The organism is Bartonella saheliensis (genome assembly GCF_902162175.1).
Genome location: NZ_LR607199.1, coordinates 1 through 17472 on the forward strand (window position 1 = coordinate 1; position 17472 = coordinate 17472).

The window sequence follows — 17472 nt, forward strand, 5'->3', positions numbered from 1 at the left end:
CAACTGATGACAAGCGGTTCAAAGCGTTCTTCTGAAAACCGCGTTCAAGAGATTACAGCCATTACTATGGGGCTTAAAGCGCTTGCAAAGGAACTCAATATTCCCATCATTGCGCTTTCGCAATTATCGCGACAAGTTGAAAATAGAACAGATAAACGTCCCCAACTTTCCGATTTACGTGAATCAGGTTCAATCGAGCAAGATGCCGATATTGTGTTGTTTGTTTATCGTGAAGAATATTATCTCAACAATGAAGAGCCCAAAGAAGGCAGTGCTGAATATCACAAATGGAAAGAAGCAATGGAGCAAGTGAAGGGCAAAGCTGAGGTTATCATAGCCAAGCAACGTCATGGACCAACAGGAATCGTCCCTCTGGCTTTCCAATCTGACTTTACATGCTTCTATGACCTAACGGATAACGACAACTTTCCAGAAATATCCGCTTGAGCGCAAAATAATGATCCGATGATTGAGAAGCAAAATCCCATAGGTTCTCATAAAAAATGACGAATCTTAAAACACCCTTTGAAAGGCCTTTGAAGCCCCTTTGAGAACCCCTTAAAAATCATGTGAAAGAAAATAAATTGGTACAAAACCTAGTGGCAAAATATACAAAACCTGCTGGCAAGCTACATACTATGAAAAAATGGTAGCGGAGGAGGGATTTGAACCCCCGACACAAGGATTATGATTCCTCTGCTCTAACCTACTGAGCTACTCCGCCAAAACAAATTATAAGTGCAAATAATTATATCCTCTGCGGATATAAGGGGTAGAATAGTGAGATGTCAAGCATCGTTTTTAAGCTTTTCTCTTGTCATTCTATTTTATCCTAGATATGTAAAAGTATAATTTTATATGATAAGGTAAGGTAAGGCATAAAAATGGTGCCACGTGTAGCGGTTTTAGGATGCGGTCATTGGGGTGAAAACCATATACGGACACTCCACTCTCTTGGGGCTTTAGCAGCAGTTTCTGATATTGATGCTGATCGTTCTGCCAGTTTTGCAGCGATGTATGGGGTAGAGGTTGTTCCACCAGATGATCTTTTTACTCACCAACATATTGATGCACTTGTATTAGCGCTGCCGCCACAATTTCATACGCAAAATGTGCTGCGTGCTGTTAAAAATGGCAAAGATGTTTTGGTGGAAAAACCAATAGCCTTGAATGTTGTTGATGCTAAACGCCAAATTCAGGAGGCTAAGGACTGTGAGCGCGTTTTTATGGTGGGCCATATTTTACGGTTTCATCCGGCTTTTGAAAAAATGTGTGAATTGGTGAAAAACGGAGAATTGGGGGAGGTGAGATATATCTACTCTCATCGATTAGGCTTTGGAAAATTTCACACACACAGTGATGCTTTATGGGATCTTGCCCCTCATGATCTCTCAATGATTTTAGCGTTGACAGGATGTGAACCCTCCGAAATTCGCGGTGAGGGGGCTGCTGTCGTTGATCAGATTTCTGATTTTTCTCATGTCCATATGACTTTTCCAAATGGTGTACGTAGCCATCTTTTTGCTTCACGTTTGAGCCCTTATCGTGAGAGGCGTTTAACTGTTGTGGGGACAAAGGCTATGCTCGTTTTTGATGATATGGAACCGTGGAGCCGTAAATTAGCAATGCACCATTTTGCCGTTTGGAAAGAGAATCAAGAGTGGGCTTTTAGCATGGATGGGCTGAGTTACATTGATGTTTGTGAAGATTTGCCGCTTACTTGCGAATTACGGCATTTTCTTCATTGTATTCAAACGCGTCAATTACCTCGTACAAATGGTGATGATGCTATTGCGGTTTTACGGATTTTAACAGCTGCTAGTGTTAATTATGATAAATAAAAGAGATAAGTAGTACTTTTGTATTCTTGTGATGATCAATGGAGTTAATATGCAATTCATCGACCTTGGGGCGCAGCGGGCGCGTATTGAAGATAAAATTAATTCTGCAATTGCGCATGTGGTCGCGAGTGGTCAGTATATTTTGGGGCCAAAAGTAACAGAGTTTGAAGAAAAATTGGCTGAGTATCTTGGCGTTAAACATGTCATTGCATGTGCTAATGGAACAGATGCTTTGAAGATGCCTCTTATGGCTAAAAATATTGGTCCAGGGGATGCTGTGTTTTGTCCTAGCTTTACGTTTTCGGCGACGGCTGAAGTCGTTGCTTTGGTGGGAGCTGAGCCTGTTTTTGTGGATGTTTTACCCGATACATTTAATATTGATGTTGAAAAACTTTCTCATGCTATCGAAATGATTAAAAAAGAAGGACGGTTAAAGCCAAAGGCTATTATTGCTGTTGATTTATTTGGGCTTCCTGCTGACTATGTGCAAATTGCTCAAGTGGCTGCAAAGGAAAATCTTTTTGTTATTGAAGATGCTGCTCAATCTATGGGGGGAAGAAGCGGTAATACGATGTGTGGTGCTTTTGGTGATGTAGCTGCCACAAGTTTTTATCCTGCAAAACCATTAGGGTGTTATGGCGATGGAGGTGCTATGATCACCAATGATGATGATTTAGCTGAACTTTTACGCTCTATTTTGTTTCATGGGAAAGGTGAAACACAATATGATAATGTACGGATTGGTATGAATTCACGTCTTGATAGTATACAGGCTGCAATTTTACTCGAAAAGTTTATGATTTTTGAAGATGAAATGGAAAAGCGTGGAGAAATTGCTCAACGCTATTCCAATGGTTTGAGAGATATTGTTACAGTTCCAAAAGTGGAAGAAAATATTCGTTCTGCTTATGCACAATATACAATTAAGGTAAAAGAGCGTGATAAATTAAAAGATTTTTTACAAAAAAACTCCATCCCTACAATGGTTTATTATAAAACTCCTTTACATCAACAACCAGCTTATAAACGCTTTCCTTATGTAAAAGATTCCCTTTCTGTTTCAGAATCTTTAGGAGAATGTGTGTTAAGTTTACCGATGCATCCTTACTTGGCGCAAACGGATCAAGAGATGATTATCCAAAAAATAAGAGATTTTTATCACTTTTGAAAGTGTGCTTTTATCTTTAAAATTTGTGTAAAAGCTTTATGGGGACATCTTAGATGGTATTTTTGCTAGAATGTATGATGAGTATTTTCAAGTGTTATTTCCTTTAGGACTCATGAAAGGCTGTCCTTTAGGGTGCTGATAGGATAGACAAGCGGAAACGTTAGATAAGAAGAGGGATTTTTTTGAATCGGTGTAGGGTAAGAAATTTTTTCTTTAGTTTAGCGAGAAAGTCACATTTGGTAAAAGGCATGTGAACTATGAGAACCACAATGAACCTTCATTGAAGGTGTTTTAAGAGATAACTTATTTAATGGGGCTTTTAGAAGAGAGACAAGTTATTTTTTTGCGAATACGTGATGCTAAGTCATTTTTGCTTTTAGATTTTTGAATCAGTGCGTTGATAGGTGATGTATGCCCCTCCTGTAGCGCTATTTGGGCTGCTAACGTTGCTGCAAGATCTTTTGTTTCTTCTCGGAGTTCTTCCAGCAGTTGGTGGTTAGCCGTTGTATCAAGCTCATGGGTTTGGATTTTTTGTAAACGTTGCTGATAGTGTGCGATTTTTTCACGCATCATTTTTGATTTCCTTTTGATTTCCTTTGAAGCTGTTTGTTTTGACAATATTTTGTTTGATGGCAATCGATTCTTTGGGGGAAGTGTTTTGTGCGGGGAGGTATGGCTGATAAAGTTGTTCTGTTACTTGGCTCAAGTACATTTTTTGTTGGGCGTATTTTTTTTGCAAAGATTCGTACTTTTGTTGGTTTTTTGCTAATTCTACGGCATGTTGTGCGCGGATAAAATCTTGGTTTGCTTGTATTTCCGTGAGTGATAATGGAATTTGTGCACAAATATCTTTATGCGCAAAATGAACGGCTTTACGCCAAATAAGAGGGGATAAAAGCACCAGTAACCAAGAAATGGAGGCAACCCCAAGAATAAAAAAAAGAAACGATTGAATAAGCATAATACCCCTTTTCAAATAAGAATACATTTAAAACGGATTCCATGTTGGTCTAGGTGTTAATTTTAAATATCCTATGTTGATACCAAGGCGTGCACCAATTCCTGTCCGTATTGGGATTAACAAGGTATCATGGTATTTGAGCACATGAAAACCAACACCTGCAATTAAATAGGCTGAACCTGAAATACCACCATAGCGTCCCCATAAATTATTTATGCTCTTAAGATTGTAAACCAAGATCATGAGACGAGAACCTTGGCCACCAAAATCCCAGCCTACTGAAGGACCTTGCCAAAAAACTTTATGCTGACCATAATTTTTGGTAAAAACTTTTCCTTCGCCATAGGTTAATCCAGCAAAAAAGGCACCAGAAGCTTCTTCTCCTAAAATATAGGCATTGGGATAGCCATATTGTGAAAAAATATTTTGAATTGCGATCGCTAGACCACTGGTTGTTTTTCCAAAAAAAATATGACCAGAATCAATAATTTCTTGAAGTGAATAATGAGGCTCGTTTTGCTCTATCGGTTTTAGTTGAGCATATGTCGTGTTTATGGTGACGAATAAAAGGAAGATTAAAGATATAATATTTTTGTACCAGTACTTTAGCAGAGAGAGAGCCATAGAGTTTTCTCCTTTTATTAGTGACAAACAAAAAGATAATATTAGAATTTTCATTCTATTCAAATAAAAAATAAGATGTAAGGTTATTTAAATTCTTGAATTTATTTCTGAATTTTTTTTAGCATGATTGTCAATGTTTTCTCTTATGCATCAGATGTTAAGAGTTTTTCTTTAAAATAAAGTTTGTTTTTTTGAATTTAGGAGTTTTCAACTGTTATGACGTTCGCTATTTCTTTGAAGCCTATGGATCTTGCTGCTTTGCTTTGTAGTCGTATTTGCCATGATTTAATTTCACCTGTGGGGGCTATTCAAAATGCAATGGAGCTTTATGACGAGGGAGATGCTGAAGAAGAGGCTCTGCAATTGGTGCGTTTATCTGTTGCGAGTGCTTCTGCACGTCTACAATTTGCACGATTGGCTTTTGGTTTTGCTGGTGCAAGTGGAGGACAAATAGATACACGTGCCGCAGAGCAAGTTGCTCAACAATATATGCGGCAAGAAAAAGCAACTTTAAAATGGCAGGCTCCCTCTCTTTTATTACAAAAAAATGAAGTTAAACTTTTGCTTAATTTATTATTGATTGCGAATGCAACAGTTTCTCGTGGTGGTGAAATTGTTGTTATGATTGAGCAAGAGGAAAATAAACCTTCTTTCCGATTTGAGATTCTGGGTGAAAATCTCCGTATACCCCCACATTTTCTTGCGTTATATCATGGAGAAGTTAAAGAAGAGCTTATTGATGCGCATGTCATCCAATTTTATTACACAATGTTACTTGCTGAAGTAACAGAGATGAAAATAAATATTGATGAAAGGGATCATTGTATTGTTTTAGAAAGTATAAAAAAGCTTTGAATTAAGAGAGAAGCGCTTAAGCCGTGTTGAGGGCAAGAAACTTCAATCAAGTTTAAGAGAGATAAAATTATATTTGTGAATAGAGTGTGGCTACTTCTTAAGCTTTAAGCGCTTTCTATATGAGATTTTTTGTGTGCAAGTTTTTATTCGTGACGAAAAAAAATTTTGAGAAAAATCTCGGCCCGCTACATCCCGAGATTTTACAATGTATATCTTCACTGTTTAAGCGGTTTTCCGTACGTTCTCTTCAATTGGATCACGCAACACATAACCACGTCCCCAAACGGTATCAATGTAATTTGCATTAGAAGAGACTGCTTCCAATTTTTTCCGTAGTTTACAGATAAAAACATCGATAATTTTCAGCTCTGGCTCATCCATTCCACCATAGAGATGATTGAGAAACATTTCTTTGGTAAGTGTTGTGCCTTTGCGCAAAGAGAGAAGCTCTAGCATTTGGTATTCTTTACCCGTTAAGTGAACAGGGCGTCCTGCAACTTCGACGGTCTTTGCGTCAAGGTTAACAGTGAGATCACCAGTAACAATAACGGATTGTGCATGTCCTTTAGAACGACGAACAACCGCATGAATACGCGCAATAAGCTCATCCTTATGAAAAGGTTTTGTCATATAATCGTCTGCCCCAGAACCAAAACCACGAACTTTATCCTCAATGGCATTCATACCGGAAAGGATAAGGACAGGCGTTTTTATTTTTGCCAACCTTAGAGTTCGCAAAACATCATACCCTGACATATCAGGTAAATTCAGATCAAGCAAAATGATATCATAATCATAGAGTTTCCCTAAATCGATACCTTCTTCACCAAGATCAGTGATATAAACATTAAAATTGGCTGACTTTAACATCAACTCAATGCTTTGAGTAACTGCTCTATCATCTTCAATTAATAATACGCGCATTTTAGATCCCTCACTTTGCTCCTTTACGAATCACAAGGAGCATTTCTATTTTATCAACAGTTGGTAAAACCATCGTTGATAAAAGCAATTCATGAAATCAAACACTTAGTGATAAGCGTTTATGAATATTTTAGTAGTACGCGTAACAATCACTACCAAATTCCCCACTATCCATGATAGTGGTTAACAAAATATTGTTATTTTTGAAAGAGGCTATAAAATTATTTTTAAAAAATTGCGTATTTTTTAACATAATAAGAGATGAAGGTTTTCTTTTATAAATTTTAATCTAAAAAAAAGCCTTATAAATTACTTTTTTACAATTTTAGTGTTTATTTACGGAGCTTTAAACCTCTTCATTTTATAGTGGGAGGAAAAGTGAAGAAATAGTTATGGCTCTTTAAAGAAGGTTGTGTTTGCAGATGCTTTAAGGAAGGGCGGAATATGGTCTCATTAATAGACTGTTTTTTCGGCTAGATATATAACTAAACCGATATGAATTGAGTATGAATGCGCGTTTTGAGTTGGCACAATCAAGGAGTAGTGAGTATGAAGCCACGGGAGAATATGGTGCGATTGAGAATGTTTCAAGTGCGTGGAAAGCGCCGTGAAATTGCACAGCTTGAGATGATGATCGCAGAATTTGAACGAATGGTGTTAGAATTGGAAACACAAATTTCTCATGAAGAACGCAAATCTGGAAACAATGATGTTCACCATTTTGCTTATTCTGCTCTTGCGCGTGCTGCTCGGCAAAGACGTGATAATTTGCTTAATTCCATTCGTGATTTACAGCTTCAAAAAACAAATGCTGAAATTGCTCTTCATGAAGCGCATACAGAGCTACAGCATGCACAGCTTTTGGAAGCACGAGAAAAAAAGACTGCTACGGATGATGAAGATATTTCGATTCAATCTAATTTAATGGTTGGCTAATTCAGGGGATGAGTGATCAAAAACAATCATTGAGTTAGTTATTTTTTTTAGATTTATCTATTAAAATAATATAAAAACAGCCAAACTTTTATTGAGTTTGGCTGTTTTTATAAAGTCTTTATGTTATCAGATCATGATCAACGGCAACTTAATGCCTGTAGTGTTGAATCTTGGTCGTTCGTAATCCCGCTAAGCCGTGTTCATCGATCAAACTTTGCCATGAAAGAAATTCTTCCACGGTTAAAGTGTAACGTTGACACGCTTCGTCAAGGCTTAACAATCCGCCTCTGACAGCCGCAACAACTTCAGCTTTGCGACGAATCACCCAGCGCCGTGTTGTTTGTGGCGGTAAGTCGGCGATTGTAAGTGGACTTCCATCTGGCCCAATAACATATTTCATTTGTGTTTTTATCAAATTGGTCATTCGTATCCTCTACCTTTAGTCAAGGACTTGATTCGTTTATAGAGCATGAAATTTAAAAAAGAGCTAAACGCGCTGAAAGAAAAAATTAATAAAGTGATTAAACATTTAAAAAGAGGCTCAAGCGAACTGTGAAGAGGCGTCTCTTGCAACATTTTGCTAGATTTTAAAAAAGAAAAAATTTTCCTCAATGATTTTTCTAAGTGATTTCCCCCAAGTGATTACCATGGTGCCTTATTTCTATCACTCTTTTTTATTTACAGCTGCTTTTAAGAAAAGTGATGCTATGGTTGTGGAAAGGGTAAAAAAGCAATATAAAGGCAATCGATGGTATGAAAGTGGTGAAGAAGCGTCTATCAGAATGTTAACATATGGGTATCCATTAATAGAGCACTAAATAGAGAATGAGTATATGTTTTTAAATAGTCTTGATTTACCAGGACAACCTGAGGATTCTCGCATTGTTGTTGCAATGTCAGGGGGGGTTGATTCATCGGTCGTTGCAGGTCTTTTAAAAAAGGAAGGGTATAATGTCATTGGCATTACATTGCAGCTTTATGATCATGGGGCTGCAACGCATCGGGTAGGAGCGTGTTGTGCGGGACAAGATATTGAAGATGCGCGCCGTGTTGCAGAAACATTGGGAATACCGCATTATGTTCTTGATTATGAGAAACGCTTTCGTGAAGCTGTTATTGATCCTTTTGCAGAAAGCTATGCTCATGGAGAGACTCCAGTTCCATGTATTGCATGCAATCAGACAGTTAAGTTTGCTGATTTGTTAGCAACAGCGCGTGAATTGGGGGCAGATGCTTTGGCAACGGGACATTATATTCGTTCGCGTTCTCATGGGGCACATCGAGCACTCTTTCGTCCTCTCGATAACGATCGTGATCAAAGTTATTTTCTTTTTGCAACAACACAAGAACAGATTGATTATTTGCGTTTCCCCCTTGGCGATCTTCCAAAGGCGCGCGTTCGTGAAATGGCTGCAGAAATGGGCTTTGCGGTTGCCAATAAGCATGATAGTCAGGATATTTGTTTTGTTCCACAGGGAAAATATTCAGATGTTATCGCAAAACTGCGTCCAGAGGCTGCTAATCCTGGTTTTATTGTCCATATCGATGGAAAGATTTTAGGCAAACATTCAGGGATTGTTAATTATACTGTTGGTCAACGTCGTGGTATTGGGGTGTCAACGGGGGAAGCGCTTTATGTGGTTTATCTCGATGTGGAAAATGCCCGTGTTATTGTTGGTCCGCGTGAAATGTTAGAAACACATAAGCTTTTTTTACGTGATGTGAATTGGCTTGGTGATGAGTCGTTGGATAATTTTCCTTCTCAAGGTATTGAGGTGGCGGTCAAGGTGCGTTCAACGCGTCCGCCTCATCTTGCGCGTTTGCATTATAAAGAAGGGGTTTTTTCCGTTGATCTGCTGGAATGTGAAAATGGTGTGGCACCAGGGCAAGCTTGCGTTCTTTATGATGGAAATGGCCATGAGGCGCGTATTCTTGGGGGAGGATTTGTAACGCATTCAGAACGTGCGGCTGACATTGAAATGATGTTGAAGCGTGTTTTGTGCAATCTTGAAACAGAAGATTCTGTTTCCTCTAAGCTTAAAACAACAGTTTCATAAAAAGATAGTAAATTAATGTATAATGATAATTTTACCCTTCAATCTGAATGAAAAATTTGTGTAAGATTTTCTCAATGTAAATTTGTTTTATGATTGAATCTATCAAAATCATGTCTTTTGTCCATTACAAGGGGGATGATGGTGGATAGGTGTGATTATGGTAGGAAAAAATGATAAAAGAAATGTAAAAATGTCTTTGATGAATGCTCTAAAATACTAGGGGATAGCAACTTTGGGGGTTGGTAAAGAATACACATCATTGGATATTTGTTACAACTTAAAATCTCATCATCTTGGGTGTTCAAAGTCGGTAAAATGGGCGAGAGCAATTCCTGAGGCTGTGGCAACATTGAGGCTATCAAAGCCATCAGTCATGGGAATCCGTAAGGCTTGTGATTGTTGTAGTATATGAGGTGGTAAGCCATCACCTTCTGTTCCAAAAATAAGGGCCATTCTTTTGGTTTTGTTTGCTTGCTTGAGCGTGTGTGAGGCAGAAGGGGAGAGCGCATAAAGATGAAAGTTTTCATTGTTTAGAGCAGCTATAATGTCATTTATATCAGCATTTTGCGTATAGGGTACTTTTAGAGCAGCGCCGGCAGAAACTCTGATTGATTTGCGATAAAGTGGATCGCAAGAGGTTTTGTCGACAATAATGCCGTGACTGGCAAAGGCTGCTGCATTACGAAAAATTGATCCCATATTATCATGATTCGAGATACCACATAAAACCAGAATCAAAGCTTTTTCTGGAAGATTTTGTAAAAAACTTTGTAATGATGGGAGCGCTTTGCGTTTACCAATACCTAGAACACCACGATGAACATGGAAACCGGTGATATCATCCATGACTTTTTGTGGAACGCAATAAATGGGACATCGAGGCTGTGTTTTGTCTAAAAGCGGTAGAAGTCCAGGGAGGCGTTTTGCTAGGATAAGCAGCGAGAGAGGAGAAAATTCTTTTGAATGCAATAATGCAGATAACGTTATTTTACCTTCAGCAATAAATTGCTGTTGTCGTCCAACAAGATCTTTTTCACGGATATTATGATAGTCTTTTAGGCGTGGGTCATTTGTTTCGTCAATTGTTGTAATATTTAAATGCATGCGAGATTCTTAATGCTTTTTTCTTTCAATTTCCAGTTGTTAGAATTTGCTTTATTTTTTAAAACTTATGGTAGAATCTATATTGACAACCTATATAAATAGGTGTATTGTGAAAACACTGATGCGGGATAATGAATTTTATTTTCGTATCGGGTGCAGTGTCTTGGGTCCCCGCTATTTCCCAAGTTCTGTATGCCCTTAAGGATAAGGGAAAAGAATCTGGGTCCCCAATGCCCAGATTCTTTTTTGGGGATGATTGATCTCCTTTTTCTAAGTTTTTTGGCAATCATATTTTAAAATTTTCTTAAGCTGTAAGGGTACAGGAGAGTGATGAGTCATTTTTCCTAGGGGGCAAAGATGCCTATAGATGGGGTTATTATGTACATTATAAAATGTACATAATAATGTGTGATCATGATACATTTGAACAAAATTTGAGCAAAAGTAGTTTTTTCGTTCATAAAATGTGAGATGGCTTTAAGTTGTTCAAAAGATGATTCATGAAGGGGATTTGTTTGTTTATGCTTTACTCTTTTCATCCTTTATTGCTGATGTCCCTTTATTGCTAATATCCATGTAACTGGGGAGTTTTTTGCGATAAGAGGGGTATGTTGAGGCGTTTAGTGTATGGTGAAACTTCTGTAATATTGAGAAAATATTGGCGATATGTCACAAATATCGTTATAGGGTTGAAAAATATTATTCCTTGTTTCGTGAAGAAAAGGATGAGTTTCATGAATGTGAAAATCAATATACAGAGTTTAACTTTATACTCTATTTTTATCGCGTGTATTGTTTTTGCTTTGAAATATTGGGCTTATCACATCACAGGGTCGGTTGCACTTTATTCTGATACGTTGGAATCAATTGTCAATATTCTTGCATCATTGGTGGCATGGTGGGCTGTTAAGGTGAGTATGAAACCAGCAGACCATGATCATCCTTTTGGACACCATAAAGCAGAATATTTTTCTGCAATTCTTGAAGGGGTACTCATTATTATTGCAGCAATTGTTATTTTAAGAGAGGCATGGATAGCGCTTTCCACCGTTAAATTATTGCAGAAACCTGGAATGTGGCTTGTTATTCATCTTGTTGCAACTGTTATAAATTGCATGTGGGGAATGGTTCTGCTTTGGCAGGGGAAACATCATCGCTCACCGGCTCTTAAAGCTGATGGTGTGCATTTTATAACGGATGTTTTTACTTCGCTTGCAATTTTAATTGGTCTGATTGCTGGTTTTATAGGGGGATGGAGCGTTTTAGATCCTATTTTAGCGATAATCGTTGCTGTTAATATTCTCTTACAGGGTTGGAAGGTGATTAGGAATGCTATTCAAGGATTAATGGATGTCGGCGTTGAATTGAATGAAACCATGCGGATTCGGGAGTTGATTTCTGCGAATGCAGATGGCGCACTTGAAATCCATGATTTACGCACACGTGTTGCTGGTAGAGTTACTTTTATAGAGTTTCATTTGGTTGTTCCAGCTGTCATGCAGGTCGGAGAAGCCCATAAAATTTGTGATAAAATTGAAGGTGTTCTTCAAAAAGAATTTGATAATGTGCGTATTTCTATTCATGTCGAGCCTGAAGATGAGGCTAAATTGCCTCCTGGTACAACAATGATACCTTTTATATAAAAAGTTTTTTCAAATTACCTGTCACATTACGAATATTAATTTTTTACAGTGAGACAGTTTATATTTCTTGAAAATACAATGATGTTCTTTCATTGATTTTGTTTATGGCATCAATAAAGTGGAAGGTTAAATTAGAGTATCTAAGACAAAATTTATTCTGTTGCCGTACACTATTCTTTGAAGGTGTGGTGAGATAAGACCTATAAAATTTAATTTGTTAACTTCTTTTAGAGTGTGCTGTAAATATTCAGTAGTAAGGCTTATCGGTAGAGCTTTAAGTGAAGCACATGAAATGGTTTGCCGCTGAGATTCCCTTAAGAAGATGGACTGTTTATGGGACTACTGGGAATAGATCTCTTGTTTTTTAGGACGAGGAGGGCATGAAGCTTAATTATAAATTTTATATAAAATACTTTATGAGATAACAATCATAACATATCTGGCTTTACTTATCCCTACAAAAATATGCCTTTTATATTCATAAAAGTTAGAGCGCGCTAACCTACAGATAATTTTGGGTTGAGAATATAAAAAGGACGCGTGATACGACAACAGAGTTTTGTATGCCTTCAGCTTTCAGTCAGTAAAGGTAATTGTAGATCTGTAATTTTTCAAAAATGATTTTATTTGTGTCGTTTGTATGAAGTGAGAGGTTTATTGAATAACCTCAGTATCTCTATTAAGAATAGAGAAGTTATTTTCATATTGCTATGATGTTATTAAAGAGCCCTTAAAACAATGATTCCTGGTATTTTTGCAACATAATCCATAAAAGGGGAATCAACGACTTTTTTATTTTCTTTTCGTGAAGAGGCATTTCGTAACATTGGGCCTTTATCTGTCATGATAAAGAGCCCCACATGTGTTACATCCAATCCAGCAAGTTTTGTATAAATACCAATGAAATCACCTGATTTTAAACGACTTATAACTTCTTCATTAATAAAGTTACTGGGAATATACGTTATTGTGCGTTTTACAACAGGAAGTCCAGGAAGATAGTTTCCATCATCAGCTTTTTTATTGAGATATTTTTCTACGCTGATTGCGTGAGGGCTTATTTCAGCGGTAATATCAGTGGCATGTTTATATTCTCTATAAGCCCAGTCTGTAAAAAAATGTTTTCGATTTAAAAAATGAATTTTACCCTTAATGTAACGCGTTTTTATAACGTTATTGATAAATTCTTTTGGAGAGTTTGATTTGCGCAATGCTTCAACATAGTCCAGATAAGTGAAGCAATCTAAGCCTCTAAAATCAATGATGAGTTTTTCTGGTGTCTTTTCTGAGCCTTGTAACATATTTGCTTTGTAAGGTGTTCCTAGAAAAGCTTTAGAAAAAAAATCAATCAGGGCTCCTTTTTCGTGATCATTTATTTTTGAACGCTTTTGGAGAAGAGCATTTAATTTATTTAAAGTGTAAGAATCTAACTCTACGTTGGTTATTTGTTGGGTTTCTATTTTATTTTCTAAAACACCCTCTTGTGAATCAGAATTTTGAATATCACATCCTGTCACGAACATTAAAGTGAGAATTAATAGGGATATTTTTCGCATTTTATACACCATTTTTAAATTCACAGCTCATGGTCAATTCTTACTAAAAGTGGTATTTTCTCATGCTTATTCGTTAGATCATTATTGGATTTGATAATAGCATATAATCATTGATGGCCTCAATAAATATGCTCCGTTTTTATAGTGTTAAGTTATTCTGATGATGCTTCTTTAACCTTATTGTATATTCTGATGATGAGAAAAAATTTTAACTTTAATAGAAATGATGTCTCTAAGCCAGAGTAGAATATTTAGAACTGTATTGTAAATCTAACTCTTGTTTTGAGAGGATCGTTTTCAATGGGGCAGCACCAATTTCGTGATCATGTAGATACAGAATAGAAGGGGATAGTTTCTATAAATGGTATAAGATCCACAATACACTTCTCTTTAATTTGTAAAAGATACATCATCATTCACTTTACTGGTTTTCAATGTTACGACAGCTCTTAAGTTAGGCACTAAATATTGATACTCATCTTGTTTGTGCGGTGTGTAAGCTCGTGATTTTTATTGATACAATCCTAAAAGAAAAGGCATGGGAACAAACAGGAGGAGAGAATGAGAATTTTACACTATCCAGCATTCTCATTTAAGTTGTAAAATAATGAAGATAATACTTATTCCATAAGTTGTCAGTAAAAATATTGTTATGGGTAGAAAAACGATATAATTCGAAGACGAGAAGCGAGAAGGTGAGGCATTTTATTTTAAGATATTTTTTTATAATGCATAATGAGATCAGAAAAATGTTGAAAGAGGTAGTGACTATCTTGTGGTCCCGGAGAAGCTTCGGGGTGATATTGAACAGAAAAAACAGGTTTTCCAATGATTCTAATACCACAGTTTGAACCATCAAAGAGAGAGACGTGTGTTTCTTGAACATGTTTTGGTAAAGAGGTGGTATCGACAGCAAAACCGTGATTCATCGATACAATTTCAACTTTTCCACTGTTAAGATCTTTAACAGGGTGGTTTGCTCCATGATGTCCTTGGTGCATTTTTACGGTTTTTGCGCCAACCGTGAGGGCGAGAAGTTGATGACCAAGACATATTCCAAAAATTGGTAGATTATGATCAATCAATGTGTTGATTGTTGGGATGGCATATTGAGCTGTTGCTGCTGGATCTCCTGGCCCATTAGAAAGACAAACACCATCAGGATTCATTGCCAGAATTTCTTGTGCCGTTGTGTGGGCGGGCACAACAGTAATGCGTGCCTTTTGTGTTGCCATAAGGCGAAGAATATTGCGTTTAATACCATAGTCAATGGCAACAATATGAAGATTGTGCACATTGTTTGTGCTATATCCTTTATTCCAACGCCATGGTTTTTCATCCCATTGCATTGACGATTGAGATGTCACTTCTTTCGTAAGATCAAGATTGACAAGACCATGCCATTTTTGTGCACGTTTTTTTAAAGAAGGAATATCAAAATTCCCACCAGGATCATGCGCAATGACAGCATTTTGCGCACCTTTTTCACGAATAAGAATTGTGAGTGCGCGTGTATCAATACCACAAAGTGCAATAATTTTACGGTTTTTTAGCCATTGATGAAGGTTTTCATTGGCACGATAGTTTGAAGGATATGTAATATCTGCCTTAAAAATAGCGCCAACAGCACCGTGATTGTTGAGAGGCGTGAGAGCTTCAATATCTTCACTATTTGCCCCTACATTTCCTATATGAGGAAATGTAAAATTAACGATTTGTTGTGTGTATGATGGGTCTGTGAGGATTTCTTCATAGCCCGTGATAGCGGTATTAAAACACACTTCAGCTTCAGCAATACCCGTTGCACCTGCTCCTTTGCCTTCAATGACGGTTCCATCAGCAAGGACTAAGAGGGCTGTGGGTTTGCTAACACTCCAAGGGCTGCTCGATGAAACTGTTTGTATCATAGTGTGTATCCACAATTTTCTTTCTGAAAGGTATAAAACTTTACACAAAAATTATACTTCTAACAGATGCTGTGTCTATTATTCTAGTCATGTTTTGCTTAAAATAAGGAGTATAAGGATATTCCATGAAGAGGTAAAGTCTTGTTTTTATCTTTTCTAAGATCGAGTCCTCAATTATTTTTTTATCCTCCATTGCAAGATGGATAAAGATTGGTTAAAAGGCATTTTCCGTTTGAACAAAATTGGATAAATTTATGTTGCGTGATCAGATTGATGGGGCTCTTAAGGCTGCTTTGAAAGTGCAGGATAGTGCGCGTCTTGCTACACTTCGTTTGATGAATGCTGCAGTTCGGGATCGTGATATTCTTTATTATGATGAAGGAAAGCTAGAAGTCGATGATCAGCAGATACAGTCTGTTTTTACAAAAATGCTTCAACAGCGTGAAGCGCTAATGCGTGTGTATAAAGAATCTGGTTGCTTGGAGTTAGCAGAGAAAGAACAAGCAGAAATAGAAGTTATTCGTGAATTTCTTCCCTACCAGCTTAAAGAGAGGGAAGTAGAACAGGTTATTTGTGAAGCTTTGGCACAAACGAAAGCTAAAAGATTACGTGATATCGGTAAAGTAATGGCGTGGCTTAAGGAACGCTACGCAGGGCAAATGAATTTTTCTAAAGTGTGCAATAGTCTTCGTAAAAAGTTGCAATAGGTCTTATCAACTTAAAGGAATTGGACAATAATCTTTTGAAATGAGTCGGTTGTTTTTTTTGGGGCTCATAGGGAAATAGAATGTTTGTTCTATCTTATATTTTTTTGTTCTTTAAAACTATTATATCATAAAAAAAAGATTATAGGGATTTTTACTTTTAAAAAGATTTATTGTCTTCACTGTTAAAGATAAAAAAATAAGATGATGAGAAAAAGCTAATACATAAAAATTTCAAACTTTTTGTCAGCGCGTATTGTTGTCTTTTGTGATAATTCAAAGCATTTCTTTGATAAAGAATGACTGTTATTTTCCAAGAATGGTGATTATTTGGCAAGAAGTTTAAATGCAGACGGTTTTATCAATATGGGCGTACCCGCTTAATTCAGGCGCTGGTTTTCATGATTGTGATAAGGACAGAAAAATTTCAAAACGCTTTTTTATAAAAAATATTTTTAAGCTGAGATAAAGAGATATTTCGAATAGAAGTCCTTGTTTGTAATTTGTTTTGAGACGGTTTTAAGAATTTTTGGCTCTGATACCCCCTTAATACTATGAAAAATCTATACATTGTGCAGAATAAAATGAGTATCCTCATTTATGGGTATACAGTGGTGAGTCTGTTAAAAACAGCTCAGTGAGCAACAATGGCTTCCCCGTTAGCCGCAAACGGGAACGGCGTGCCCATAGCGTGCCTTGTTGACCAATATGAATGTAATCACGGGTTAGTTTGTCACTGTTAAATAAATAGTGGCCTAAGGGAGTCGTTCCTAAATGCATCAAGGCTTGATTGTGATGAAGGGTTTCTTGTGGAATGACAGTGCGTCCAAGGAGCCAAGGTTTATTATCGCCCATCAATATAACTTCGCGTAACCAATAACGCGCGCTTTTGGGGAGATGTTCTGCTTCTTCCTTTAATTTATCTCGTGTAATAAAACATTCGCGCTGTTGTTGAACTTGGAAGCAGGTGCAATATTTTTTTAATCGAAGCGTCATCGAGCCAGATTCCATGAGCCAATCCCGAATGTTTTCTGGTAGGGGGGGATTTTGATCAAAGAACCACTTCAGAGGTGGTAAGATGGAATCTTCAAGATCAGACATCGTTTTACTCCACATCTAGAATCCTATTCCACATGTTATGCTGAGTACACTAAAGAGATGGTTTTATTGTAGTACAGGCGTATAAAAGCAG

At 37.1% G+C, this 17472-nt stretch carries 17 protein-coding genes and 1 tRNA gene; 8 read left to right on the forward strand and 10 right to left on the reverse strand.

What is annotated here, in order from left to right; all coding sequences use genetic code 11:
* Positions 1–447: DnaB-like helicase C-terminal domain-containing protein (locus FS875_RS02920; protein WP_281282239.1), on the forward strand; the 447-nt coding region annotated here is incomplete at its 5' end.
* A 200-nt stretch (positions 448–647) separates the two neighbouring features.
* On the opposite strand, the gene FS875_RS02925 is transcribed toward FS875_RS02920, so the two are convergent.
* Positions 648–724: transfer RNA gene (locus tag FS875_RS02925), tRNA-Met, on the reverse strand.
* Between the two features lie 160 nt (positions 725–884).
* Here FS875_RS02925 and FS875_RS02930 point away from each other — a divergent pair.
* Together FS875_RS02930 and FS875_RS02935 are read left to right on the forward strand one after the other, a co-directional pair.
* On the forward strand, positions 885–1841 hold the full coding sequence (locus FS875_RS02930) for a Gfo/Idh/MocA family protein (RefSeq protein ID WP_144752818.1): 957 nt from the start codon (positions 885–887) through the stop codon (positions 1839–1841).
* A gap of 49 nt (positions 1842–1890) precedes the next feature.
* A complete protein-coding gene (locus tag FS875_RS02935) occupies positions 1891–3009 on the forward strand; it encodes a DegT/DnrJ/EryC1/StrS family aminotransferase (RefSeq protein WP_144752821.1) in 1119 nt (372 codons plus the stop codon).
* A gap of 303 nt (positions 3010–3312) precedes the next feature.
* Here the strand turns inward: FS875_RS02935 and FS875_RS02940 are convergent, their stop codons facing one another.
* The 3 genes from FS875_RS02940 to FS875_RS02950 are packed head-to-tail and all read right to left on the reverse strand — an operon-like array spanning position 3313 to position 4594.
* Positions 3313–3582: a hypothetical protein gene (locus FS875_RS02940; protein WP_144752824.1), complete on the reverse strand. Its 270-nt coding sequence runs from the start codon at positions 3580–3582 to the stop codon at positions 3313–3315.
* Positions 3572–3970 (reverse strand): hypothetical protein, encoded by a 399-nt coding sequence (locus tag FS875_RS02945; protein ID WP_144752827.1) that lies wholly within the window; start codon positions 3968–3970, stop codon positions 3572–3574. Before FS875_RS02945 ends, FS875_RS02940 begins: the two co-directional genes overlap by 11 nt.
* A 27-nt stretch (positions 3971–3997) precedes the next feature.
* Entirely contained in the window at positions 3998–4594 is a 597-nt protein-coding gene (locus FS875_RS02950; RefSeq protein ID WP_144752830.1) for a DUF1134 domain-containing protein, read from the reverse strand.
* A 216-nt stretch (positions 4595–4810) separates the two neighbouring features.
* Here FS875_RS02950 and chpT point away from each other — a divergent pair, with 216 nt between their 5' ends.
* Entirely contained in the window at positions 4811–5449 is a 639-nt protein-coding gene (chpT, locus tag FS875_RS02955) for a histidine phosphotransferase ChpT (protein ID WP_144752833.1), read from the forward strand.
* A gap of 222 nt (positions 5450–5671) precedes the next feature.
* Here chpT and ctrA read toward each other — a convergent pair whose 3' ends face one another.
* Complete coding sequence (gene ctrA / locus FS875_RS02960) at positions 5672–6373, reverse strand: response regulator transcription factor CtrA (RefSeq protein WP_120122575.1); 702 nt, start codon at positions 6371–6373, stop codon at positions 5672–5674.
* Positions 6374–6955: 582 nt separating this feature from the next.
* Here ctrA and FS875_RS02965 point away from each other — a divergent pair.
* Entirely contained in the window at positions 6956–7309 is a 354-nt protein-coding gene (locus FS875_RS02965; protein ID WP_246067845.1) for a flagellar export protein FliJ, read from the forward strand.
* A 148-nt stretch (positions 7310–7457) separates the two neighbouring features.
* On the opposite strand, the gene sciP is transcribed toward FS875_RS02965, so the two are convergent.
* Entirely contained in the window at positions 7458–7733 is a 276-nt protein-coding gene (sciP, locus tag FS875_RS02970; protein ID WP_120101864.1) for a CtrA inhibitor SciP, read from the reverse strand.
* A 409-nt stretch (positions 7734–8142) separates the two neighbouring features.
* Here sciP and mnmA point away from each other — a divergent pair, with 409 nt between their 5' ends.
* Positions 8143–9366 carry a tRNA 2-thiouridine(34) synthase MnmA gene (mnmA, locus tag FS875_RS02975; RefSeq protein ID WP_144752837.1) on the forward strand — a complete coding sequence of 408 codons (1224 nt, stop codon included), beginning with the start codon at positions 8143–8145 and terminating at the stop codon, positions 9364–9366.
* Positions 9367–9654: 288 nt separating this feature from the next.
* On the opposite strand, the gene FS875_RS02980 is transcribed toward mnmA, so the two are convergent.
* Positions 9655–10470 (reverse strand): TrmH family RNA methyltransferase, encoded by an 816-nt coding sequence (locus FS875_RS02980; protein WP_144752840.1) that lies wholly within the window; start codon positions 10468–10470, stop codon positions 9655–9657.
* Positions 10471–11204: 734 nt separating this feature from the next.
* Here FS875_RS02980 and FS875_RS02985 point away from each other — a divergent pair.
* Entirely contained in the window at positions 11205–12113 is a 909-nt protein-coding gene (locus FS875_RS02985; RefSeq protein WP_144752843.1) for a cation diffusion facilitator family transporter, read from the forward strand.
* Between the two features lie 719 nt (positions 12114–12832).
* Here FS875_RS02985 and FS875_RS02990 read toward each other — a convergent pair.
* Both FS875_RS02990 and carA read right to left on the reverse strand, forming a co-directional pair.
* Positions 12833–13669, reverse strand: coding sequence for a DUF1460 domain-containing protein (locus tag FS875_RS02990; protein WP_144752846.1), 837 nt, complete (start codon positions 13667–13669; stop codon positions 12833–12835).
* Positions 13670–14379: 710 nt separating this feature from the next.
* Positions 14380–15576 carry a glutamine-hydrolyzing carbamoyl-phosphate synthase small subunit gene (carA, locus tag FS875_RS02995; RefSeq protein ID WP_144752849.1) on the reverse strand — a complete coding sequence of 399 codons (1197 nt, stop codon included), beginning with the start codon at positions 15574–15576 and terminating at the stop codon, positions 14380–14382.
* A gap of 254 nt (positions 15577–15830) precedes the next feature.
* Here carA and FS875_RS03000 point away from each other — a divergent pair, with 254 nt between their 5' ends.
* Positions 15831–16283, forward strand: a complete 453-nt coding sequence (locus tag FS875_RS03000; protein WP_144752852.1) for a GatB/YqeY domain-containing protein — start codon at positions 15831–15833, stop codon at positions 16281–16283.
* Positions 16284–16874: 591 nt separating this feature from the next.
* Here the strand turns inward: FS875_RS03000 and ubiC are convergent.
* Positions 16875–17381: a chorismate lyase gene (ubiC, locus tag FS875_RS03005; RefSeq protein WP_144752855.1), complete on the reverse strand. Its 507-nt coding sequence runs from the start codon at positions 17379–17381 to the stop codon at positions 16875–16877.
* Between the last annotated feature and the right edge of the window lie 91 nt (positions 17382–17472).